The organism is Streptomyces sp. NPDC111802, from assembly GCF_055634335.1.
Map to the genome: position 1 here is coordinate 18,237 of NZ_JBVKCZ010000058.1, position 22,927 is coordinate 41,163.

Genomic DNA, 22,927 nt, shown 5'->3' on the forward strand with positions numbered 1-22,927 from the left:
TGAGCTTCATGCCTGTGCGCTGTCGCCGCCCGGCTTCCTCGCCTTGGGCAGCGCCAACCGGATCTCCTCCCGCAGTTCGTTGATCTTCGGGTAGCCGGAGTACTCGGCGGTGAGCCGGTACATCTGCCGGAGCCGGTCCCAGGTGCGGCCGGACGAGTTGGAGCCCATCGACATCAGGGCCAGCCGTGCGTAGCGGTCGGCCTGTTCGGGGTCGTCCGCGATGAAGCAGGCGGACGCCATGGACAGATGGTCGAAGATCTTCGAGCGCTCTCGGCCGTCGTTGCGCAGAGCCAGGGCCTTCTCCGCGTAGTGCTGGGCGTGCGCGGCCGCGGTCGGGTCGAACTCGGCCAGCGTGCGGTAGGCCAGGGCCTGCATGCCGTACAGATCCTCGTCCTTGAAGGTCTGCATCCAGCTCGGTGGCGGCACATCGCCCCGGTCGGAGACGAAGAGGTCCTCCGCCCGGCCGAGGGTGCGGCGCATGGCCTGCCCCTTGCCCATCGACGCCTGGGCCCAGGCCTCGATGGTGTGGAACATGGCCCTGGTGCGCGGCAGCACCTCGTCGCCCGAGCCGGACTGGGCGAGTTTCATCAGGTCGAGTGCGTCGTCGGGCCGACCGAGGTGCACCATCTGGCGAGCCGCTCGGGAGAGCGCCTCGCCGGCGCGGGGCCGGTCGCCGCCCTCCCGGGCCGCGTGGGCGGCGATGACGAAGTACTTCTGGGCCGTGGGCTCCAGGCCGACGTCGTGCGACATCCAGCCCGCGAGGACGGCGAGGTTGGCGGCGACGCCCCACAGGCGCCGCTGCAGATGTTCGGGGTGATGGTAGGCGAGCATGCCGCCCACCTCGTTGAGTTGTCCCACCACTGCCTTGCGCTGCAGCCCGCCGCCGCGGGCCGCGTCCCAGGCCCGGAACACCTCGACCGAGCGCTCCAGTTCCTCGATCTCCTGTGATCCGATGGGGGCGGCCTCGTAACGGTCGAACCCAGCGGGGTCGGCGTGCAAGGGGTCGTCGAACTGAGGGGCGTCGGCCCTGAGGGCCGGGTCGGAGCGCAGCCAGTCGTGCATGGCGCTGCTGAGTGCGGATCCCGCGGCGAGCGCGGCACCCGCGCCCACCAAGCCGCGTCGGTTGAGCATGAGGTCCATTCCCGTGAATTCGGTGAGGACCGCAGCAGTCCGCTCGGGCGCCCACGGCACACCGTCGGGATGCTCCACACTCCCGCCGTCCTGCCGTTTCCCCGCACGCCCGTGCCGGACCAGACCGAGGTCCTCGATGGTCACGACACGGCCGAGACGCTCGGTGAACAGGGCCGCCAGCACCCGGGGTACGGGATCGCGCGGGATCTCTCCCATGTCGATCCACCTCCGCACCCGTGAGGTGTCGGTCGCCAGCTGTAGGTGGCCCATGGCCGCCGCCTGCCGGTTGACCAGCCTCGCGAGTTCGCCCTTGGACCAGCCGGCCAGGCCGAACAGGTCCGCCAGGCGGGTGTTGGGTTCTCCGCTCACATCAAGCCCCCAGGTTCTCGGCTGAGTTGACAGTAGCCCGGTGAGAGTTGCCCCGGGACTATTCGCCAGGGTTCGCCAGGGTGCGCCAGATGGTGTGCCACTGGGCATCGGGTGTCAGGTAGGAACGCGCCACCCCGACCCGGTCGCCCTCCAGCTACGGCTGCAGCATTCCCCAGGGTGCACCCGGGCGGCCGGATCGGGCAGCGCTTTGACGTCGTAGGCACACGAAGGGATCTGTCTCTCCCATGTACACAGCATCGTCCTCCGTGTCCGCCCCACCCCGGTCGCTGCGAGCCCGCCCGGCGGGCGGCGGCCCCTACCTCGCCCCCGCGCGGCCGGCGGCAGTCCCCGTGCTCGGCGCGGGCCGGCCGCTGCGTACCGCGGGGCTCGGCACCCAACCGCTCAGCGGGAGACTCGACTTGTCCGGCCCCCAGGGCGCCCAGCTGCGTACCGCGATCGCGTCGGTGCACCGGATCTGCCCGGAGTTCGCCCCGGTCCAGGTACTGCGCAGCAGCGGGCGGTCCGTGCTCCTGGTCGGCACGACCGGGCGCAGCACGGCCGTCGCCAAGTGTTTACTGGACCACTCGCCGTCCTGGGCCGAGCGGATCCGGCACGAGATAGCGGCATACCGCTCGTTCGTCCGGCACCGCCCTCCAGTGCGCGTGCCGAGACTGATCGCGGCGGATCCGGACAACTGCACCCTCGTCATCGAGCGGATGCCGGGCCGGGTGGCGGCCCTTCAGCGGCACCCCATGGAGGCGCCGCCGCGAGCGGACATCAGGGCGGCACTCGGCGCCATCTGCCGGCTCAACGCATGGCGGCCGCCGGCGGGCACGTTCGACGCCCCGCTGGAGTACGCCGCCCGGATCTCCCGGTACCACGAGCTGGGGCTGCTCACCGACCGGGACATGGGCGATCTGCAGAAGCTGCTGCACGGCATCGCGGCGACCGCGGGCCGCCATGGCATGGGCCAGTTCTGCCACGGCGACGCTCTGCTGTCGAACATCCTGCTCTCACCGGCCGGTCCAGTGCTGGTGGACTGGGAGCACGCGGGCTGGTACCTGCCGGGCTACGACCTGGCGACGCTGTGGTCGGTGCTCGGGGACGCACCGGTGGCCCGGCGGCAGATCAGCCAGATCGCCCAGTCGGCGGGCCCCGCCTCGCGGGACGCCTTCCTGGTGAACCTGATGCTCGTGCTGACCCGCGAGATCCGTACCTACGAGACGGCCGTGCAGCGTTCGATGCACGACGCGACCCCGGCGGCACCGGGAATGGCCCACCCGGGTGCTGCGCCGTCCGGCGAGGAACAGCGGCTGTTGCTGAGGCGGCTGCACGACGACTGCCAGTTGGCCCGGCGGGCCGTTCGTGCGGCGGTCGGCACTCGCTGACGGGGACGGTGGTCCGCGGTACGCCAAGTGGCGTACCGCGGGCTTTCGTGTGCGCGGCCCATGCGAGTGGGTCGCCGAACTGCGCATTGGGATACGCCATTGACGCCCCGCAGACCGGACGGGCACCACCACGAAACTCCCGGGAATCCCGCGTGACAAGGGAATTCGTCAGCCCCTTGGCATGATTGACGGATCGTCGGACAGCCGGTACCACAGACCCACGCCCGGCCCCGCACGGCCCATCGCGCCCGACCGTCCCAGGAGGCTGCATTGCGTGGATCCGTCACCGCCATGGCCGCTGCGACACTGCTGTTGCCGTTGCTCGGCGCGGCCCCGTCCGATACCCGCAGCACGGAGAGCGGCCTGCAGTCGGCCTTCACCTCCGCCGCCGCCGAGTACCACGTGCCGCAGAGCGTCCTGCTCGGCGTCTCCTACCTCCAGTCCCGCTGGGACACGCACGGCGGGGCGCCCAGTGTGACCGGCGGCTACGGCCCGATGCACCTCACCGACGCCCGCACCGCGCTCGCCGGGGCCACCCCGCACCACAGCGACGGCTCGGAGGACGCGCGGGGCGACAGCGCCCGCGCGGCGCTGCTTCCGAAGACGAAGCTGCCGAAGCCCACGCGGCTCCCGGCCCGCCTCAGGACGCTGCCGAAGGCGGCCGAACTGACCGGGCTGAGCCCCCAGCAGTTGCGTACGGACCCGGCCGCCAACGTGGCAGGGGGCGCCGCGCTGCTCGCCGCCGCCCAGAAGGAACTGGGCGAGCCCCTGAGTTCCGACCCGGCGCAGTGGTACGGCGCGGTGGCCCGCTTCTCGGGCGCCGACGACACCGCCACGGCGACGGCGTACGCGAACGACGTCTACGCCGTGCTGCGCACCGGCCAGGAGCGCGAGACGGACGGTGGCCAGCTGGTGGCCCTGGCCGCCCAGCCGGGCCTGACCCCCGACACCCGGCAGCTGCGGCGGACGGGGTTGCGCACGCTCGACGCGGCGGAGACCGAGTGCCCGCCCACGGTGTCCTGCGAGTGGGTCCCGGCGCCGTACGAGGAGTTCGGGGAGGGTGACTACGGCAATCACGACCTGGGCGAGCGTCCTACCGGCCAGGGCATCGACTACATCGTCATCCATGACACGGAAGGCGCCTGGGACGGGGTTCTCACCATGGTGCAGGACCCGACCTATGTGTCGTGGCAATACACCCTGCGCTCCACGGACGGCCACATCGCCCAGCATGTGAAGGCCAAGGATGTGGCGTGGCACGCGGGCAACTGGTACGTCAACGCCAAGTCGGTCGGTCTGGAGCACGAGGGCTTCCTGGCGCGGCCGGACGCCTGGTACACGGAGGCGATGTACCGGTCCTCGGCACGCCTGGTGACGTATCTCGCGAAGAAGTACGACATCCCGCTGGACCGGCAGCACATCCTGGGCCACGACAATGTGCCGGGTCCGACCGCGTCGACGGTCCGCGGTATGCACACCGACCCGGGCCCGTACTGGGACTGGCGGCACTACTTCGAGCTGCTCGGGCGCCCCTTCGAGCCCTCGGCGGGCCCCGACGGCGGCATGGTGACGATCCGCCCCGACTACGCGACCAACCGGCCCGAGTACACGGGCTGTGTCTCGGCGGGCGAGCCCTGCGCGGACCACGGTTCGAGCGCGGTGCGGCTGTACTCCGGGCCCGGCGAGTCGTATCCGCTGATCAAGGACGTCGGTCTGGGCACGACACCGTCCAAGGGCGTCAACGACCTGTCCTCGCGGGTCTCGACCGGGCAGCAGTACGCGGTCGCGGGCCAGGAGGGCGACTGGACGGCGATCTGGTACCTGGGACAGAAGGCGTGGTTCAAGAACACCAAGCAGAACCCGGCCGCGGTGAACTCGGCCGGCCAGGTGGTGACGCCGAAGGACGGCGTGCAGAGCGTCCCGGTGTACGGCCGCGCCTATCCCGAGGCCTCCGCCTATCCGGCGGACATTCCCGCACAGACCGTGTCGCCACTGCCGTACACCTTGCCGGCCGGCCAGCGCTATGTGGTGGGCGACCAGGTGCCGGGCGAGTACTACTACGCGGTGACCTTCGACGAGGGGTCGCACCGGGTGGTGGCCGGCAAGGACCTCTACTACGAGATCCAGTTCGGCCACCGGGTGGGGTTCGTGCGGGCGGCGGACGTGCAGGTGATGCCCTCGGGGCCCGAGGCCACAGTGAGCCCGCCTGTCCCTCCGGCCGCTGCCTTCAGGTCGCCCTCCGGGTGATCCCGTACGGCTCGGCTCATACGGCATGACCCCTGACGCTGGAGATCCGATGACTCTGCGACAAGGATCATGACAAGACGAGAAGGTGGCTGAGCAGCCGGGGCCGTGCGGGGACGATTCAGCCCTGTTGGAAGAGTTCCGCCGGGAGCGGCTTCAGGAGGGCGTACAGATCGTCGGTGATGGGGCGGTCCCAGGCGGCGATGGTGACCAGGACGTTGTCGCTGCGGTCGAACTGCACGCAGGAGATCCGGCTCTCGGAGAGCTTCAGGCGGCGCACGATCAGGAGGTTGTCGCCCTGCATGACGGGCACGTCCTCGCTGCCGACGACGGTGACCTCCTCGTCGTTCTCCAGGGCCAGCAGCAGCTGCGCCACCTCGAAGGGGATCTCGCCCTCCTCGACCTCACGGGCCGGGGAGCCCTCGGGCAGATTGCCGATGATCATCGCCGGGCCGCGGCCGCCGAAGAGGTCGTAGCGCAGGAAGACACCCTGGCAGCTGCCGTCGGGGGCGGGCAGCAGCCCGGCGCCCAGATTTCCGGGCCAGTCACCCGGGTCCATGGCCAGTACGTCGAAGTCGGGCCCGGCGGGCGTGGCGCTGCGGCGGCGGAGGAACGACATGTCGCCATGGTACGTGGCCGGGCCTGTCACGTGACGTGAGGGCAGGCGTTCGACGACTGCTCCCTCGCGCTTCGGCTGGGGCTCCGGTGACCCGCGGCGGGTCACCGGGCGCCGCGAGTTTCCGCCGACAGCACGCCGCCGGCGTCGGGCCCGCGCCTGGTTCGGCGTCGGCTGACCGGGCGCGGGGGCGACCGAGCCGGCGGTGGCCGTCGGCTCGGCTCCGTTCGCCTCGTCAGGTCAGGTCAGGTCGAACTCGCCTTCCCGCGCACCCGACACGAACGCACCCCACTCGGCGGGTGTGAAGATCAGGGAAGGGCTCTCCGGGCTGCCGCTGTTGCGCATCGCGATGAATCCCTCGACAAAGGCGATCTGGACATCGCCCAGGCCGCGGCTGCTCGAGTGCCAATCGGCGTTGCTGAGGTCCAGCTCCGGCTTGTCCCAGCCCGCGAGCCGCGGCTGCTGCTGGATGGTGCTCTCGGCCACGTCCGTGCTCCTCCCGATTTCGTAGTCCGCGGCCAGCCTAGCGATCGGTTCCGGGTGCCAACAGGCCACGTGAGGGGGACCTTTGCCAAGGCCCCTCCAACGCCGTCCGGGAGCGCTCTCAGGCGTCCGGGGGCTCGGAGCCCACGAGCCACATCGAGAAGAACTGCGATCCGCCGCCGTAGGCGTGTCCGAGCGCCTTGCGGGCGCCCTCCACCTGGTGTTCCCCGGCCTGTCCGCGCACCTGGAGAGCCGCTTCGGCGAAGCGGATCATGCCGGAGGCCCCGATGGGGTTGGTGGACAGGACGCCGCCCGACATGTTGACGGGCAGGTCGCCGTCCAGTTCGGTCACCCCGGACTCGGTGAGCTTCCAGCCCTCGCCCTCGGCGGCGAAGCCGAGGTTCTCCAGCCACATGGGCTCGTACCAGGAGAACGGCACGTACATCTCGACGGCGTCGATGTCGCGGCGCGGATCGGCGATGCCCGCCTGCCGGTACACATCGGCCGCGCAGTCCTTGCCGGCCTGCGGCGACACGAAGTCCTTGCCCGCGAACATGGTCGGCTCGCTGCGCATGGCGCCGCCGAGCATCCAGGCGGGCGGGCGGGGCGCACGGGCGGCTCCGGCGCGGTCGGTGAGGATCATCGCGCAGGCGCCGTCGGAGGAGGGGCAGGTCTCCGAGTAGCGGATGGGGTCCCACAGCATGGGCGAGGACTGGACCTTCTCCAGGGTGATGTCGTGCTCGTGGAGGTGTGCGTAGGGGTTCTTCAGGGCGTTGCGGCGGTCCTTGTACGCCACCAGCGAGCCGACCGTGTCGGGCGCGCCGCTGCGTCGCATGTACGCGCGCACGTGCGGGGCGAAGAAGCCGCCCGCCCCCGCCAGCAGTGGCTGCTGGAAGGGGATCGGCAGGGACAGACCCCACATGGCGTTCGACTCGGACTGTTTCTCGAAGGCGAGCGTCAGCACGGTGCCGTGCACGCGGGCCGCGACCAGGTTGGCGGCGACGAGGGCCGTGGAGCCGCCGACCGACCCGGCCGTGTGCACCCGGAGCATGGGCTTGCCCACCGCGCCGAGGGCGTCGGCGAGATACAGCTCCGGCATCATCACGCCCTCGAAGAAGTCGGGCGCCTTGCCGATGACCACGGCGTCGATGTCCGCCCAGGTCAGCTCGCCGTCGTCGAGGGCGGCGCGGGCGGCCTCCCGGACGAGCCCGGCGATCGACACGTCCCGGCGCGCCGCGACGTGCTTGGTCTGACCGATGCCTACGACGGCCACGGGCTCCTTGCTCATCGCGGATCCCCTTCGAGTACGGCGACCAGGTTCTGTTGCAGACAGGGACCGGACGTGGCGTGTGCGAGCGCCCGGTCGGACTCGCCCCGGTGGATGCGGGCGGCGGCCTCTCCGACGCGGATGAGCCCGGCGGCCATGACGGGGTTGGCGGCGAGTGCGCCGCCCGACGGGTTCACGCGCACGCCGTCATCCAGCTTGAGCGCCTTGCGCAGGACGACCTCCTGCGAGCTGAAGGGCGCGTGCAACTCGGCCGTGTCGACGGGCCGTTCGAAGGCGCCGGCCTGCTCGGCGGCCAGGCGGGTCGAGGGCGAGTCGGTCAGGTCGCGGACGCCGAGACCGTGTGCCTCGATGCGGTGGTCGATGCCGCGGATCCAGGCGGGTCGTTCGCACAGCTCGCGGGCCTGTTCCCCCGCCGCGAGGATCACCGCGACGGCCCCGTCGCCGATGGGCGGGCAGTCGCCGGTACGCAGCGGTCGTACGACGTAGTCCCCGTGCGGCACCGAACCCCGCAGCTGGGCGTGGGAGTTGGCGGTGGCGTCCGATCGGCTGCGGGCGGCGACCGCGGCGAGCGCGGGTTCGTCCGTGTCGCCGGCGTCGATGAGGGCCTGGGCCTGGAGGGCGGCCAGGGCGACGGCGTCGGGCCAGAGGGGGGCGACGTAGTAGGGGTCGAGCTGGCGGGTGAGGACGTCGCGCAGGGGGCCGGGTGAGGACTTGCCGTAGGAGTAGACGAGTGCGGTGTCGGCGTCCCCGGTCAGCAGCTTGGTCCACGCCTCGTACAGGGCCCACGCGCCGTCCATCTCGACGTGCGACTCGGAGATCGGCGGCCAGGCGCCGACGCCGTCGAGGGCGAGGGTGAAGGAGAAGGCGCGGCCGGCGAGGTAGTCGCTGGAGCCGGAGCAGGTGAAGCCGATGTCGGCGGTCTTCAGGGCGGTCTGCGCGAGCACCTCGTGCAGAACCGGCATGAGCATCTCCACCTCGGAGAGCTCCGCGCTGGTGCGCCGGTGGTCGGTCTGTGCGAAGGCGACTACGGCGATCTCGCGGTTCACAGCAGCTCCCGGTAGGTGTCGTAGTCCGCGTCGGGCTCGCCCGTGGGCCGGTAGTGGTCGGGGTAGCGGGCGCCTTCCGTCCAGACCGGTTCGACGCGCAGGCCCATGCGCACCTGGTCGTAGGGGATGCCGCCGATCCGGCCGTGCAGGGCGAGGTCGGCGCCGTCGAGGGCGATGTGGGCGTAGACGTACGGCACCTCGATGTCGAGGTTCTTGGCCTTGATGTTGACGATGCAGAAGGTGGTGACTGTGCCGCCGGGACCTACCTCGACCTGTTCCCGTGTGGCCAGCCCACATGTGGGGCACGCACCCCTCGGCGGGACGTACACCTTGCGGCAGGACGGGCAGCGTTCGCCGACGTTGCGCTGTTCGGCGAGCGCGTTGATGTAGGCGGTCTGGGCGCGGCCGGGTGAGTAGGTGTAGTCGAGGCGGGCGGCGGCGACGATACCGGTGACCGGTTCCTCGAACTCGCCGGTGTGTTCCGCGGGTGCGGCCGACCCGCTGCCGTCCGGGTCGCCGTCGTACGGCTCGAAGCAGGCGATGTCCGTGATGGCGCCGGTGCGTTCCTCGGCCCAGCGCACGCGGACGCGCATGCCGGTGTGCACGGCGTCGGGCCCGGGGGCGTCGAGGGCGTGCAGGAGGGCGGTGTCGGCGCCGTCGAGTCGGACCAGGACCCAGGCGAAGGGCGTGTCGAGGGGCTGGTCGCGGCGGGGGGCGTGGTTCCAGGCCCAGGTGGTGACCGTGCCGGTGGGGGCGACCTCGACCAGCTCGCGGAGCTCCTCGGCGGTGACGGGGTCGTACTCGACGGGTGGGACGAGCGTACGCCCGTCACCGGTGCGCACCCCGAGCACGACGCGTTCGCGCAGTCCGGTGAGGAAGGCGCTCTGGACGGGGCCGAGGGAGCGAGTGAAGGGGAACTCGACGACGAGCGGCGCTTTGAGGACTTCGGGCATCCCGCTGATCTCCTTTGGAGGTTGGGCACACGGGCCGGCCACGGCGGTCAGGCTCGCTTGTAGACGGGCGGGCGCTTCTCCGTGAAGGCGCGGGCGCCCTCTTTGGCGTCCGCGGTGTCGAAGATCGGCCAGCCGCGCTTGAGTTCGGCGGCGAGGCCGTCGGTCTCGGTCATCTCGGCGGTGTCGTAGACGGACGCCTTCACGGCCTCGACGGCCAGCGGGCCACAGGCGTTGATCTGTTCGGCGATCTCCAGCGCCTTGGCCAGTGCCGTGCCGTCGGGGACCACGTGCCCGATCAGGCCCACGTCGGCGGCCTCGCGGGCGCTGTACGGGCGGCCGGTGAGCAGCATCTCCAGGGCGTGGGTGCGCGGAATCTGGCGCTGGAGGCGGACCGTTGAGCCTCCGATGGGGAACAGGCCCCGCTTGACCTCGAAGAGGCCGAAGGTGGCCGACTCGCCCGCGACGCGGATGTCGGTGCCCTGGAGCATCTCGGTGCCGCCCGCGACGCAGTACCCCTCGACAGCGGCGATCACCGGCTTGCGGGGCCGGTGGTGGCGCAGCATCGCCTTCCAGTGCAGGTCCGGGTCGGCCTTGAGCCGGTCGCGGTACTGCTCCCCCGCCATGCCCTGGCCGGCCAGTGCCTTGAGGTCCATGCCCGCGCAGAACGAACCGCCCGCGCCGGTGAACACGATCGAGCGCACCGTGTCGTCGGCGTCAGCCTCGAGCCAGCCGTCGTACAGGCCGACGAGCATCGGCAACGAGAGCGCGTTCTTGGCCTCCGGCCTGTTGAGCGTGAGCACCAGTGTGGCGCCCTCGCGCCGCACCGTGAGGTGTTCGGTCCCACCCATGGCCCATCTCCCCTCTGAAAGAACGAGAACAGGTTGCAGGAGGCACCGGGGCACTTCAAGGGTTTTCTGACAGGCAGTCAGATTTCTTGTGCGCGGACCCTTCCCAGTTGTGCCGCCCTTTGCTCTGATGACCGGCAGCCGGTGGAGCGCGAGGGCAGGAGGAACGGTGGAGTACAACCTTGCCGACCTGTTCGAGTCGGTCGTCGACGCGGTTCCCGACCGCGAGGCGCTCGTGTACGTCGACCATCCGGGTACGGGGGCGGAGCGCCGACTGACGTACGCCGAGCTGGACGCGGCGGCCAACCGGATCGGGCACCATCTGCTCGACAGCGGGATACGCCCCGGCGAGCATCTCGGGCTGCACCTCTACAACGGCGTCGAATACCTGCAGACGGTGCTGGGCTGCCTCAAGGCGCGGATCGTCCCGGTCAACGTCAATTACCGGTACGTCGAAGAGGAGTTGGTGTACCTGTACCGGGACGCCGATCTGGTGGCCCTGGTCTTCGAGGCGGAGTTCACGCAGCGGGTGGCGGCGGCGCTGCCACGGGTGGACGGGCTGCGGCACTTGGTGCGGGTGGGCGGTGTGGCACCGGGTGCGGCCGACGCGCCGGTCGTGCCGGCCGTGTCCTTCGCGGACGCCGAGGCCGCCGGGTCGCCCGAGCGGGGGTTCCCGGCGCGGTCGGGGGAGGACCAGTTCATCATCTACACCGGCGGCACCACCGGGATGCCCAAGGGTGTGATGTGGCGTCAGGAGGACCTGTTCTTCTCGGGGCTGGGCGGCGGCGCGCCGACCGGTGAGCCGGTGCACAAGCCGGAGGAGCTCGCCGAGCGCGTGGCGGCGGGCGGCGCCGGGATCACCTTCTTCCCCACCGCTCCCCTGATGCACGGAACATCCACGCTGACCGCGTTCATCGGCTTCAACTTCGGCCAACGCGTCGTGATCCACCGCAAGTTCGCACCCGAGGAAGTCCTGCGGACGATCGAGAAGGAGAAGGTCACCAGCGTGTCATTGGTGGGCGACGCGATGCTGCGGCCGCTGGTCGACACGCTGAACGGCCCCATGAAGGGCACGGACTGCTCGTCGATGTTCAGCGTGTCGTCGTCCGGGGCGATCATGTCGGACACCGTGCGCCGGCAGTTCCAGGAACTCGTCCCGAACGTGATGCTGCTGAACAACTTCGGCTCCTCGGAATCCGGCTTCAACGGTACGGCGACCGAGGACTCCGGCCCCGAGCGCGGCTTCCGCATCCGCGTCAACTCCCGTACACAGGTGGTCGATCCGGCCACCCACGAGCAGGTCGCGGTGGGCGAGGTGGGCCGGGTCGCCCAGTGCGGCCATGTGCCGCTCGGCTACTACAACGACCCGGGGAAGACCGCCGAGACCTTCTTCGAGCGGGACGGCAAGCGGTGGGTGCTGCTCGGCGACATGGCCACGGTCGACGAGGAGGGTGTCGTCACCGTGCTGGGACGCGGCTCGCAGTGCATCAACACCGGGGGCGAGAAGGTGTACCCCGAGGAGGTCGAGCAGGCGCTCAAGTCCCACCCCGATGTCTACGACGCACTCGTGGCCGGGGTACCGGACACGAAGTGGGGGCATCACGTGGCGGCGGTGGTGCAGCTGCGCGCCGGTGCGGTACGCCCGTCGCTGGCGGACATCCAGACGCACTGCCGCTCCCACCTGGCGGGCTACAAGATCCCTCGCCAGCTGGTGATCACGGACTCGATCCGCCGCTCGCCCAGCGGCAAGGCCGACTACCGGTGGGCACGCGAAGTCGCGGTGGCTGCGGACGGGTGAATCCCCGGCAGTTCTGGTTGAACACGAGGTGACGTACGGTCGTACTGATGGTGGCAGGCCAGGTCATCGGCCGCTGTTTGCCATGCCATCGCACGACCGCACGGAAGGACCGCCGGGTGTCGCTCTTCACTCGCTCTCGTCAGCCCCAGGACACCGCTGAGAGCGGGGAGGAAACCGAGGAGAGCGGCGCCGCGAAACCCTCCTCCGACGGCCCGTCCCCCGGCAGGTTCGGCTGGTTCCGCAGGTTCAGCAGGTCCGGCTCGTACGGCTGGTTCGACTGGCGGCGCCGCTACCCCCGTACCGCACGCGGGGTCACCGTGGGCACGACCGTCCTGGCCGGCGCGCTGCTGCTCTTCGCGCTTCTCGTGCCGAACCGGCTCGAACGGCTCGGCCCGGAGGCCTTCTTCCGCCTCCCGGCCGAGGGAATCCTGCTCGCCGGCCTGCTGCTGGCGGTGCCACCGCGCTCCCGGCGGCTGCTGGCGGTGGCCTCGGGCGCGCTTCTCGGACTGCTCACCGTGCTGAAGTTCGTCGACATGGGCTTCTACTCGGTGCTGGCCCGCCCCTTCGACCTGGTCCTGGACTGGATACTGCTGGACGACGCGGCGGAGTTCGTCCGGGAGTCCTTCGGCCGTACCGGACAGGTGCTCGCCATCGCCGGGGTCATCGTGCTGTTCCTCGCGGTGCTCGTCCTGATGACGCTGGCGATGGTCCGCGTGACGAACCTGATGGTCGGCCATCGCCAGGTCGCCACCCGTACGACGCTGATCCTCGGCACCGCATGGATCACGTCCATGACCCTGGGCATCCAGGTCGCCGGCGTACCGCTGGCCACCAAGGGCAACGCCGAGTTCGTCGACAACCGGGTCGAGCAGGTGCGGGCGGGCCTGAAGGACGGGCGGATCTTCGAGAAGCAGGCGGCCGTCGACGCCTTCGCGAAGACACCGCCGGACCAGCTGCTGACGGGGTTGCGCGGCAAGGACGTGCTGTTCACCTTCATCGAGAGCTACGGGCGGGTCGCGATCGACGACCCCGCGATGGCGCCGCAGATCGACGCGGCGCTCAAGGAGGGGACGAGTTCGCTCAAGGCGGCCGGTTTCGAGTCGCGCAGCGCCTGGCTGAAGTCACCGGTGACGGGTGCGGGCAGCTGGCTCGCCCACTCCACCTTCCTCTCCGGCCTCTGGATCAAGAACCAGCAGCGGTACCGGAGTCTGACGACCAGCGACCGCGCCACGCTGAACAGCTACTTCCGAAAGACGGGCGCATGGCGCACGGTCGGCATCGTGCCGGGGGTGCGGCGGGCCTGGCCGGAGGGCAGGTTCTTCGCGCTCGACCACATCTACGACTCCGAGCACTTGGGCTACCAAGGCCCGTACTTCAGCTGGACGCCCGTGCCCGACCAGTTCAGCCTGGAGGCGTTCCAGCGCCTTGAGCACGGCGAGAAGGACCGCAAGCCGATCATGGCGGAGATCATCCTGGCCTCCAGCCACAACCCGTGGTCCCCCATCGCCCGCATGATCGACTGGGACGACCTCGGCGACGGCTCGGTCTTCCACGGGATCAAGAAGGAGGGCACCGACCCCAAGGAGGTCTGGCAGGACCCGGAGCGCGTGCGCACGGAGTACCGCCGCGCCATCGAGTACACCCTGCACAGCCTCACCGAGTGGGTCGAGCGCTACGGCACCGACGACACGGTCCTGGTCTTCCTCGGCGACCACCAGCCCGTCCCCACCGTCACCGCCGGCAGCACCAGCAAGGACGTCCCCGTCACCGTCGTCGCCCGGGACCCGAAGGTCCTCGACCGGATCGCCGACTGGCACTGGACGGACGGCCTCAAGCCCGCCGAGAACGCCCCCACCTGGGGCATGGACCGCTTCCGGGACCGCTTCATGACGGCGTACGGGCCGCGGGGGAACTGAACCGGTCGGCGGTTGGGCCGTTCGGGTGTTGCGAAGACGGCGAGGCCCGTCCGGCGTAGCAGCACGCGACGGCACGCGGGTGGGCTATCTACGGTCGCAACGAGGGGCCCCAGAGATCTCAGGACCGAAAGGCGCACCCGTGAACAGACGCGTCCATGCGATATGCGCGACCGCGATCACCGTTCTCGTCCTCACCGGCCCGGCGGCCCATGCGGCATACGCCGGGGACGACCTGGACTGCCACGACTTCCACTTCCAGGAAGACGCACAGGCGGAGCTCAACCGTGACCTCAGCGACCCCAACCGTCTGGACCAGGACCGCGGGGCGGACGACGGTGTCGCCTGTGAAGTCCTGCCCCACCGCGGCGGCTTCGTCTCGCCGATCCCCACACCGTCGCCCACCCCCACGCTGTCACCCCTTCCCACACGCTCGGTCCTCCCCACCCAGGGGGTCAGGGGCGGAATGGGCGGCACCTCGGGTCCGGCGGACTTCGAAGTGGCACTGGGAGCCGGCCTCGCCGTCGGCGCGCTGGCGCTGACCGCCGGTTTCGTGGTGTACCGGCGCCGACTCAACCGCTGAAGCACACCTGCTGTCGTTCCGCCTCGGGTCCGGCCCCGGTCCGCAGTGCCGGGGTCCGCCCGCCCGTAGGCCACTCCCGTCCAGGAGGGCGAGGACACGCCGTACGAACCGTTCCGCGTCGTCGAGCCATGGGAAGTGCCCGGCGTCGGGCTGCACGGCGACCTCGGCGTTCGGGAAGACGTCGGCGGCGCGGCGGGCGAGTTCGGGGCTGGGGCCGGCGGCCGTCAAGGACGGCATCGGCGTGTTGGGCGCCGTGGAGATCGTCGAACCGGAGTCACTGGAGCGCTCCGTGGGCAAGGTCCGGCGGATCCGGGATCTGCGGCCCCGCTGGCCTTCCGCGCGGACCGGCCTCGCCTAGACGTCGGCGAACCGGTCCCGCAGCTCCCGCTTGAGGATCTTCCCGCTCGCGTTGCGCGGAAGCTCGTCCACGAACACCACCCGCTTCGGCGCCTTGAAGTGGGCGAGCTTCTCGCGCGCGTGGTCGATCAGTTCGGCCTCGCGCACCTCGCCGCGCGGCACGACGACCGCCGTGACGGCCTCGATCCACCGTTCGTCGGGCAGGCCGATCACGGCGACCTCGGCGACGCCGTCATGCGTGTACAGCGCGTCCTCGACCTCACGTGAGGCGATCAGTACGCCACCGGAGTTGATGACGTCCTTCACCCGGTCGACGATCGTGAAGTAGCCGTGGGCATCCCGCACCGCGAGGTCGCCGGAGCGGAACCACCCGTCGCGGAAGGCCTCGGCGGTCTCCTCTGGCTTGTCCCAGTAGCCCTCGCACAGCTGCGGGGAGCGGTAGACGATCTCGCCGGAGGTGCCGTCGGGCACGTCCTCGCCGTTCTCGTCGACGACACGGGCGTCGACGAAGAGGACGGTCCGGCCGCAGGAGTCCATGCGGCCCTTGTGCTCGTCCGGGGCCAGCACCGTGGCCAGCGGGCCGATCTCGCTCTGGCCGAAGCAGTTGTAGAAGGCCAGCTCGGGCAACCGCTCACGCAGCCGCTCCAGTACCGGCACCGGCACCGGCATGATCGAGGCGCCGTAGTACGCCTTGCGCAGTCCGTCGAGGTCGCGGGTGGCGAAGTCGGGCCGGTTGGCCAGGCCGATCCACACCGTGGGCGGGGCGAACAGGCTGTCCGCGCGGCCCGTCTCGATCAGCTCGAAGAGCCGGTCGCCGTCGGGCGACTCCAGGATGACGTTGGTGGCGCCGACCGCCAGGTACGGCATGAGGAACACATGCATCTGCGCCGAGTGGTACAGCGGCAGCGAGTGGACGGGGCGGTCGCCCGCGCTCAGATCCAGGGCGGTGATCGCGCTCAGGTACTCGTGGACCAGGGCGCGGTGGGTCATCATCGCGCCCTTCGGCAGAGCCGTCGTACCCGAGGTGTAGAGCAGTTGCACCAGGTCCTCGCCGCGCGGCTCCGGGCCGTCGTAGGCCGGTGCGCCGGCCTGGAGCGCCAGCAGTGAGTCGTCGGCGTCGCGCAGCGGCAGCGTACGGACGCCGTCGGGGAGCCGGTCGGCCAGGGGCGGGTCGGTGAGGACCAGGGAGCTGCCGGACTGGCCGACGATGTAGGCGAGGTCGTCGCCGGTGAGGTTCTGGTTGACGGGCACGTGCACCAGGCCCGCGCGGGCGCAGGCCAGGAACGCGATCAGATACGCCCCCGAGTTGTGTCCGTAGGCGGCGACGCGGTCGCCCCGGCCGAGGCCCTGGTCGAGCAGGACGCTCGCCGCGCGGGAGACCGCTTCGTCGAGTTCCTCGTACGTCCACACCTGTGCGCGGTCCTCGATCGCGATGCGCGTGGGGGTGCGGCGGGCGCTGCGGCGCAGTACTCCGTCAACCGTACTGCCGTGTCCTGGCGTCATGACACATGATCCTCGGTGCCTCGCGAAGACGGGTCAAGGCACGGGGCCGGACACCCGACCGGGGACACATACCCGTTGGTACGTTCAGCGGTTCCTTCCCTCAATGACGTTGGGAGGCACGATGCGCACCCGCCCCAGACGACTCGTCGTCGCGGCCGTCGCCCTGTTCGCCACCGTGGCCGGGTTACCCGCGGCCGCGGCCGACCGCCACGAGTCGCAGGACCCACGGAAGCAGCCCGCCCACGGCGGCCTGTCCGCCACGATCCGCTACACCGAGTACGGCATCCCGCACATTGTCGCCAAGGACTACAAGTCCCTTGGTTTCGGCACCGGTTGGGCGCAGGCCGCCGACCAGGTGTGCACGCTCGCCGACGGCTTCGTGACCGTACGCGGCGAGCGTTCGCGTTTCTTCGGACCGAAGGCGCCGACCGACTCCGCGCTGTCCTCGGCGACCAGCAATCTCTCCAGCGACCTGTACTTCCGCGGCGTCCGTCAGGCCCGCACGGTGCAGAAGCTGCTCGCCGAACCGGCACCGCGTGGCCCCAGCCGTCAGGTCGAGGACCTCATGAGGGGCTTCGCGGCCGGGTACAACACCTGGCTGAAGCAGAACCGGATCGACGACCCCGTGTGCAAGGGCGCCGCCTGGGTGCGTCCTGTCACCTCGCTGGACGTGGCGAGCCGCTTCTACGCCCTCGCGGTGCTCGGCGGCCAGGGCGACGCCGTGGACGAGATCACCTCCGCCCAGCCGCCCACCGGATCCGCCGCCCTCACCGAGAGCGGCGAGGCCGACGCCGACGCCCTGATACGGGCCGTGCGCGAGCGCACCGCCGACGCGGACATGGGCTCCAACGCGGTCGCCTTCAACGGCGACACCACGGCGAACGGCCGCGGTCTGCTGCTGGGCAACCCGCACTACCCCTGGCACGGCGGACGACGCTTCTGGCAGGCGCAGCAGACGATTCCCGGCGAGCTGAATGTGGCGGGCGCGTCGCTGCTCGGCTCGCCGACGATCTCCATCGGTTACAACTCCCATGTGGCGTGGAGCCACACAGTGTCGACCGGGGTGCCGTTCAATCTGCACCGGCTGACCCTGGACCCGGCCGACCCCACCGTCTACCTCGTGGACGGCACACGCGAGCGGATGAGGAAGCGGACCGTGACCGTCGCCGTCAAGGACGGCACACCGGTGACCCGCACCCAGTGGTGGACCCGGTACGGCCCGGTCGTCGCCGCCACCGAGGCCGGCGCCGACCTCCCGCTGACCTGGACCGCGACGACGGCGTACGCGTTCAACGACCCCAACGCGGCCAATCTGCGGTTCGCCGACACCTCGCTCGGCTTCAGCAAGGCGCGCGGTACGGCCGACGTCCAGCGCTCCCTCGGCCGGTATCAGGGCCTGCCGTGGGTGAACACGATCGCCGCGGACTCCGCGGGCCACTCGCTCTACACCCAGTCGCAGGTACTGCCCCGGATCACCGACGACCTCGTGTCACGGTGTTCCACGGAGCTGGGCAGGACCACCTACCCGGCGGCGGGCCTCGCGGTCCTCGACGGCTCCCGCGGCGACTGCGCGCTCGGCAGCGACCCCGACGCCGTCCAGCGCGGGACGTTCGGGCCCGCGCGCATGCCATCGCTCAAGGACGCGCCGTACGTGGAGAACTCCAACGACAGCGCGTGGCTCGCCAATGCCGACCGGCCGCTGACCGGCTATGAGCGGGTCTTCGGCAACATCGGGACACAGCGCTCGCTGCGTACCCGCGGCGCGATCGAGGACGTGGCGGCGATGGCGGAGCGGGGCGGTCTGACCGTCCGCGACCTGGAGCGCCGGCAGTTCGCGAACCGGGTGCCGGCGGCCGACCTGGCGGTGGCCGACTCGGCCAGGGCATGTGCCGCACTGCCGGGCGGAGCGGCAACCGGCAGTGACGGCAAGACCGTTGACGTGTCCGAGGCGTGCTCGGTGCTGGCAGCCTGGGACCGCACCATGGACACCGACAGCCGGGGCGCCCTGCTGTTCGACCGGTTCTGGCGGAAACTGACGGTGAAGGTACCGGCCGCCCAGCGGTGGAAGGTGCCGTTCTCGGCGGCGGACCCGGTCCGTACCCCGAACACGCTCAACACCGGCGCTCCCCGTTTCGCCACGGCCCTCGCGGACACGGTCGCCGAGCTCCGGGCGGCGGGCATCGCGCTCGACTCCCGCCTCGGCGAGCACCAGTTCGTCATACGGAACGGTCAGCGCATCCCCGTGCCCGGCGGCACCGAGGGGATGGGCGTGTGGAACAAGATCGAGCCGGTGTGGGACCAGGCGCGGGGCGGCTACACGGAGGTGACGACCGGCTCCAGCCACATCCAGGCGGTGGGCTGGGACGGCGGCCGCTGCCCGGTGGCCCGCACACTGCTGACGTACTCGCAGTCCTCGAACCCGAACTCGCCCCACTTCAGCGACCAGAGCAGGCTGTTCTCCGGTGAGAAGTGGGTGACCTCGCGGTTCTGCGAGAAGGACATCCTGTCGTCGCCGGCACTGAAGACGGTCCGCGTACGCGAACGCTGAGCCAGTGTGGTCCCGTTCCACATGGGGCGGGACCACATACGCGTGACACATGGGATGCGCTGTGAATGCGCCACGCGTCAACAGCCATTCACCGAATGCTTCTTTTGCTTCCGTGTGCTTCCGTGCGCCCCTTTGGAGAAAGGTTTCGGGAAACCAAGGGCCACTTGGACTGGGCAGGACATGTCTCAAGTGTTCAAGTCCGTGGAACGTTCACCATTTTCGCGTGCCTCGTATGGCAGGAGGTTTTCATGAGCCGTGCTGTGCCTGAACCAAAACGAGCTTGGCGGAACGGAACTGCTCCAGGCATATTCCCCATCCTCGGTCACGGTATCGCGTTCTACCGACAACCGCTGGCGTTTCTCAATTCTTTGCCCGCGTACGGCGATCTGGTCGAGATACGGCTGGGCCCCCAGCGCGCCTGGATGGTGTGCCACCCCGAGCTGACCCATGAGGTGCTCATGGATCCGCACACCTTCGACAAGGGGGGCCCGCTGTACGACAGGCTCGGGAAGCTGATGGGCGACGGCATCGTCACCTGCCGGCAGCCGACGCATCGGGACAAGCGCAGGCTGTTACAGCCCGCCTTCCGCCCTTCTCATGTCGCCGACTACACGGACCTGGTCACCGAGGAGGCCGAGGCGGTGTGCCGCGCGTGGCCGAAGGGCGAGACCGTTCCGGTCACCGAGGCGATGATGGCGCTCACGACACGGGTGACCAGCCGTGTCCTCCTCTCCGATTCACTGGACGACCGCACGACCGCCGAGGTGCGGGACTGTCTCAGCGCGGTCGTCCGAGGCCTGTTCGTCCGCACGGTCGTACCGATCGACGCCCTGTTCCGCCTCCCCACCCCCGCCAACCGCCGCTACCGGCGCGCGCTCTCCCGCCTGCACGAGATCATCGACACGGCCATCGCGCAACGGCGCCGGGGCGCCGAGCGCGACGACGTGCTGGGCAGTCTGCTGAGGGCCGCGAACGGCGAATGCACGGCGGCTGCGATCACCGACCAGGAGGTCCACGATCACCTGATCACGCTGCTGCTGACGGGCGTCGAGACCCAGGCACTGGCTCTGACCAGCGCCTTCAGCCTGCTGGCCCGTCATCCGGAGGTGGAGCGGCGTCTGCACGCCGAGCTCGACTCCGTCCTCGCCGACGGCCGGCTGCCCGGTCCCGACGATCTGCCGCACCTCGTCTACACCCGGTGCGTCGTCTCCGAAACGCTGCGCCACTCCTCACCCGGCTGGCTCTTCACCCGCGTCGCCACAAAGGAGACGGAACTCGCCGGATGCCGTCTGCCCAAGGGAGCCGCCGTCCTGTACAGCCCCCACCTCCTGCACCACGATCCCGCGTCGTTCCCCGACCCCGAGCGTTTCGACCCCGACCGCTGGTTGCCGGGACAGCCCACCGCCGAACAGCGTCGCGCGATGATGCCGTTCTCCGCGGGCAACCGCAAATGCCTCGGTGACGAGTTCGCGATGGTGGAGGCCACCCTCGCGCTCGCGACCATCGCCGGTCGCCGCCGCCTGCGTCATCTGCCGGGGTACGTCGATCAGAAGCCGCGCCCCGGGATCACGATGGGACCGCGTTCACTGGTCATGACCTGCGAACCCCGTTCCCGTATGCCCTCAGCCGCCTCGCGCACGCCCCGAGCGACAGCCGCCCCGCGCACATCGGACAGCCGAACGGCAGGTGACCACGTTGTCGACAACGCATGAGGAAATCACGCTCGGCGTACCGGCCGGAATGCCGGTCTCCAACCTCTGGGACCTGATCGACACCAACCTCCACATGCCTTTCCCGTTCCAGCGGAACCCTCATGAATCCGAAGCCGCGACCGGCGTCGACGCGTGGCTGAGGGCGTGGGGGCTGACCGACGAACCGGATGTGGCGGCGATGATCGCCCGCACTCGCCCCGCCGAACTCGCCTCCTACACCAGCCCCACAGTGGACTCCGGTGTCCTTCAGATCGTGGCCCGCCAGATCGCCTATCAGTTCGTCTTCGACGACCTCGCGGAGGACGTCGGCCGACGCTCTCCCGGCATGCTGCTGCCCATGCTGTGCGAAAGTGTCGCGGTTCTGCGGGACGACCGGCCCCCCAGCACTCCCCTCGGAGCCGCCCTGGCCGATCTCCACCGGCAGGTCCGGGAACAGTGCACACCCGCGCAGGCCGCGCGATGGGCCTGGCAGAGCTGCGAATACGTGCACGGCCTGTTGTACGAGGCCGTGGCCCAGCACCAGCCCCTCCCCCTGCGCACCGGCGACTGCACCTCCATACGGTCGCTGACCGCGGGCGTCGAGCCGTTCTACCCGCTGTACGAGGGCGCCAGGGCACACGAAGTGGCCACCGTCGAGGTACATCATCCCGTCGTGCGGCGACTGAGCCGGCTGTCGGCCGACGCGGCGGTGTGGACAGCCGACCTGTTCTCCGCGGTGAAAGAACAGCGCGCGGGCGAAATGATCAACCTTGCCCTGGCCCACCAGCGCGAACAGCGGTGCTCCCTGCAGGCCGCCGTGCTCCTGGCCATCGAGGACATCAACAGCACGATCGAGCAGTTCCAAAGGCTCTACGACGGGATCAAACCGGCGTTGAGCCCCGCGGGCATCAGCTATGTGGAGGGCATGATCGGCTGGATCCGCGGGTGCTACGACTGGGCCCGCTCCGTGCCTCGCTACGGGGATGTGACGTCGGTGCCCGCGGTGCCGTAGACCTCCTGGCGCGCTCCGGCCTCAGCGCCACCCGGGAGACGTCCATCCGTGTCCCCTACCCAACGGACGGGCGTTTCTCCCACCTACCGTTCACGATTCACCCTATGGTGCCCAATCCGGGCCTGCCGCACCTCGCTGAGGCGTACGCTCGGCTCCTCCGAGCCGAACGACAGAAGGCGGTACGGCACATGGCGATGGAGCCGCGGCACCCGGTCACGGAACAACCGACGTTGATCGAGCGCCGACGGGAACTTCAGGCCCTTGACGCCGCGTTCAAGGAACTGCGACGCGCCACGGACGGTGTGCCGCAAGCGAGGCGCAGGGGACTGCTCGCCTTCAGCGGACCGGCCGGACTGGGCAAGACGGCACTCATGACGGAAGCACGTGACCGGGCCAGGGCATCGGGATTCACCGTGCTGTCGGGGAGAGGCGGGGAGAAGGAACAGGGGTCGGCGTTCCGCGTGGTGCGCCAGGTCATGCAGCCCTGGCTGGCGAGGATGGAGGCGGCGGAACTCCGCTCCTTCCTGGGAAGCTGGTACGACGTCATGGCCGCCGTGCTCGGTCTCGAAGCGAAGGGCACCGCCCCCGCACCCGACCCGACCGGGGTCCGCGAAGGTCTCGACTGGGTCATGACGTGCCTCACCATAAAGAAGGCGCCCGTTGTCCTGCTCCTGGACGACCTGCACTGGGCCGACGCCGAATCCTTGAGCTGGCTCGATTCCTTCGCGTCACGGGTCGACGACCTCCCCCTGCTGATCGTGGTCGCCTACCGGCCCGACGAACTGCCGTCCGAGGCGGGCGAACTCCGTACGCTCGTCGGACATCACGGAGACCGCCCCCACGACCTCGCATGCCTCACCGCCGACGGCGTGGCGCAGATCATCAGAAACGAAGTCGGCGGAGCAGCCGAGGACGTGTTCTGCAAGGAATGCTGGTCGGCCACCGGTGGGAGCCCCTTCGAGACGGTGGAGCTCGCCATCGGACTCGCCGAGCGGAAACTGAGCGGCAGCGAGGACGACCTGCCCGCGATGCGTGAACTCGCCGCGGCGATCAAGGGCCCGGGACTGATCGAACGTCTGGAGGACCTCGACACCGCGACCATCCGCTTCGCGCATTCGGCCGCCGTGCTGGGTTCGCCCTTCTCACCCCAGCTCGCCGC

17 protein-coding genes and 1 pseudogene are annotated in these 22,927 nt (G+C 70.3%); 10 read left to right on the forward strand and 8 right to left on the reverse strand.

Annotated elements, in window-relative coordinates; all coding sequences use genetic code 11:
* Positions 1 to 6: 6 nt before the first annotated feature.
* The gene (locus tag ACZ7NC_RS39480; protein WP_471496034.1) at positions 7 to 1,500 is read right to left on the reverse strand and encodes a DNA-binding protein NsdB; all 1,494 of its coding nucleotides are present in this window, start codon (positions 1,498 to 1,500) and stop codon (positions 7 to 9) included.
* A gap of 245 nt (positions 1,501 to 1,745) precedes the next feature.
* Here ACZ7NC_RS39480 and ACZ7NC_RS39485 point away from each other — a divergent pair, with 245 nt between their 5' ends.
* Complete coding sequence (locus ACZ7NC_RS39485; RefSeq protein WP_471496036.1) at positions 1,746 to 2,888, forward strand: aminoglycoside phosphotransferase family protein; 1,143 nt, start codon at positions 1,746 to 1,748, stop codon at positions 2,886 to 2,888.
* 291 nt (positions 2,889 to 3,179) lie between these two features.
* Positions 3,180 to 5,135: an N-acetylmuramoyl-L-alanine amidase gene (locus tag ACZ7NC_RS39490; protein WP_471496038.1), complete on the forward strand. Its 1,956-nt coding sequence runs from the start codon at positions 3,180 to 3,182 to the stop codon at positions 5,133 to 5,135.
* Between the two features lie 118 nt (positions 5,136 to 5,253).
* On the opposite strand, the gene ACZ7NC_RS39495 is transcribed toward ACZ7NC_RS39490, so the two are convergent.
* From ACZ7NC_RS39495 to ACZ7NC_RS39520, 6 genes are all read right to left on the reverse strand, one after another.
* Positions 5,254 to 5,751: a hypothetical protein gene (locus ACZ7NC_RS39495; protein WP_471496040.1), complete on the reverse strand. Its 498-nt coding sequence runs from the start codon at positions 5,749 to 5,751 to the stop codon at positions 5,254 to 5,256.
* A gap of 237 nt (positions 5,752 to 5,988) precedes the next feature.
* Positions 5,989 to 6,234 carry a DUF397 domain-containing protein gene (locus tag ACZ7NC_RS39500; protein ID WP_383405462.1) on the reverse strand — a complete coding sequence of 82 codons (246 nt, stop codon included), beginning with the start codon at positions 6,232 to 6,234 and terminating at the stop codon, positions 5,989 to 5,991.
* Positions 6,235 to 6,352: 118 nt separating this feature from the next.
* Entirely contained in the window at positions 6,353 to 7,519 is a 1,167-nt protein-coding gene (locus ACZ7NC_RS39505) for a thiolase domain-containing protein (RefSeq protein ID WP_471496042.1), read from the reverse strand.
* Positions 7,516 to 8,565 (reverse strand): thiolase domain-containing protein, encoded by a 1,050-nt coding sequence (locus ACZ7NC_RS39510; RefSeq protein ID WP_471496044.1) that lies wholly within the window; start codon positions 8,563 to 8,565, stop codon positions 7,516 to 7,518. The genes ACZ7NC_RS39505 and ACZ7NC_RS39510 overlap by 4 nt, the downstream gene beginning before the upstream one ends.
* Positions 8,562 to 9,518: a Zn-ribbon domain-containing OB-fold protein gene (locus ACZ7NC_RS39515; protein WP_471496046.1), complete on the reverse strand. Its 957-nt coding sequence runs from the start codon at positions 9,516 to 9,518 to the stop codon at positions 8,562 to 8,564. Before ACZ7NC_RS39515 ends, ACZ7NC_RS39510 begins: the two co-directional genes overlap by 4 nt.
* Positions 9,519 to 9,565: 47 nt before the next feature.
* Entirely contained in the window at positions 9,566 to 10,366 is an 801-nt protein-coding gene (locus tag ACZ7NC_RS39520; RefSeq protein ID WP_471496048.1) for a crotonase/enoyl-CoA hydratase family protein, read from the reverse strand.
* Positions 10,367 to 10,532: 166 nt separating this feature from the next.
* Between ACZ7NC_RS39520 and ACZ7NC_RS39525 the strand changes: the two genes are divergently transcribed.
* The 4 genes and pseudogenes from ACZ7NC_RS39525 to ACZ7NC_RS39540 all read left to right on the forward strand — a co-directional run.
* Entirely contained in the window at positions 10,533 to 12,161 is a 1,629-nt protein-coding gene (locus ACZ7NC_RS39525; RefSeq protein WP_471496050.1) for an acyl-CoA synthetase, read from the forward strand.
* A 116-nt stretch (positions 12,162 to 12,277) separates the two neighbouring features.
* Positions 12,278 to 14,077 (forward strand): alkaline phosphatase family protein, encoded by a 1,800-nt coding sequence (locus tag ACZ7NC_RS39530; protein ID WP_471496052.1) that lies wholly within the window; start codon positions 12,278 to 12,280, stop codon positions 14,075 to 14,077.
* A gap of 139 nt (positions 14,078 to 14,216) precedes the next feature.
* A complete protein-coding gene (locus tag ACZ7NC_RS39535) occupies positions 14,217 to 14,657 on the forward strand; it encodes a hypothetical protein (RefSeq protein ID WP_471496054.1) in 441 nt (146 codons plus the stop codon).
* A gap of 214 nt (positions 14,658 to 14,871) precedes the next feature.
* Positions 14,872 to 15,015, forward strand: a pseudogene (locus tag ACZ7NC_RS39540) (phenylacetate--CoA ligase); the annotation flags it as partial.
* On the opposite strand, the gene ACZ7NC_RS39545 reads toward ACZ7NC_RS39540, so the two are convergent.
* Positions 15,012 to 16,517, reverse strand: coding sequence for an acyl-CoA synthetase (locus ACZ7NC_RS39545; RefSeq protein ID WP_471496056.1), 1,506 nt, complete (start codon positions 16,515 to 16,517; stop codon positions 15,012 to 15,014). The pseudogene ACZ7NC_RS39540 and the gene ACZ7NC_RS39545 sit on opposite strands and share 4 nt — an antisense overlap.
* A 121-nt stretch (positions 16,518 to 16,638) precedes the next feature.
* On the opposite strand from ACZ7NC_RS39545, the gene ACZ7NC_RS39550 reads away from it, so the two are divergent.
* From ACZ7NC_RS39550 to ACZ7NC_RS39565, 4 genes are all read left to right on the forward strand, one after another.
* Entirely contained in the window at positions 16,639 to 19,065 is a 2,427-nt protein-coding gene (locus ACZ7NC_RS39550; protein ID WP_471496058.1) for an acylase, read from the forward strand.
* Positions 19,066 to 19,313: 248 nt separating this feature from the next.
* Positions 19,314 to 20,777, forward strand: a complete 1,464-nt coding sequence (locus tag ACZ7NC_RS39555; protein WP_471496060.1) for a cytochrome P450 — start codon at positions 19,314 to 19,316, stop codon at positions 20,775 to 20,777.
* A complete protein-coding gene (locus tag ACZ7NC_RS39560) occupies positions 20,752 to 21,768 on the forward strand; it encodes a (-)-alpha-amorphene synthase (protein ID WP_471496062.1) in 1,017 nt (338 codons plus the stop codon). The genes ACZ7NC_RS39555 and ACZ7NC_RS39560 overlap by 26 nt, the downstream gene beginning before the upstream one ends.
* 104 nt (positions 21,769 to 21,872) lie before the next feature.
* Positions 21,873 to 22,927: AAA family ATPase (locus ACZ7NC_RS39565; protein WP_471496064.1), on the forward strand; the 1,055-nt coding region annotated here is incomplete at its 3' end.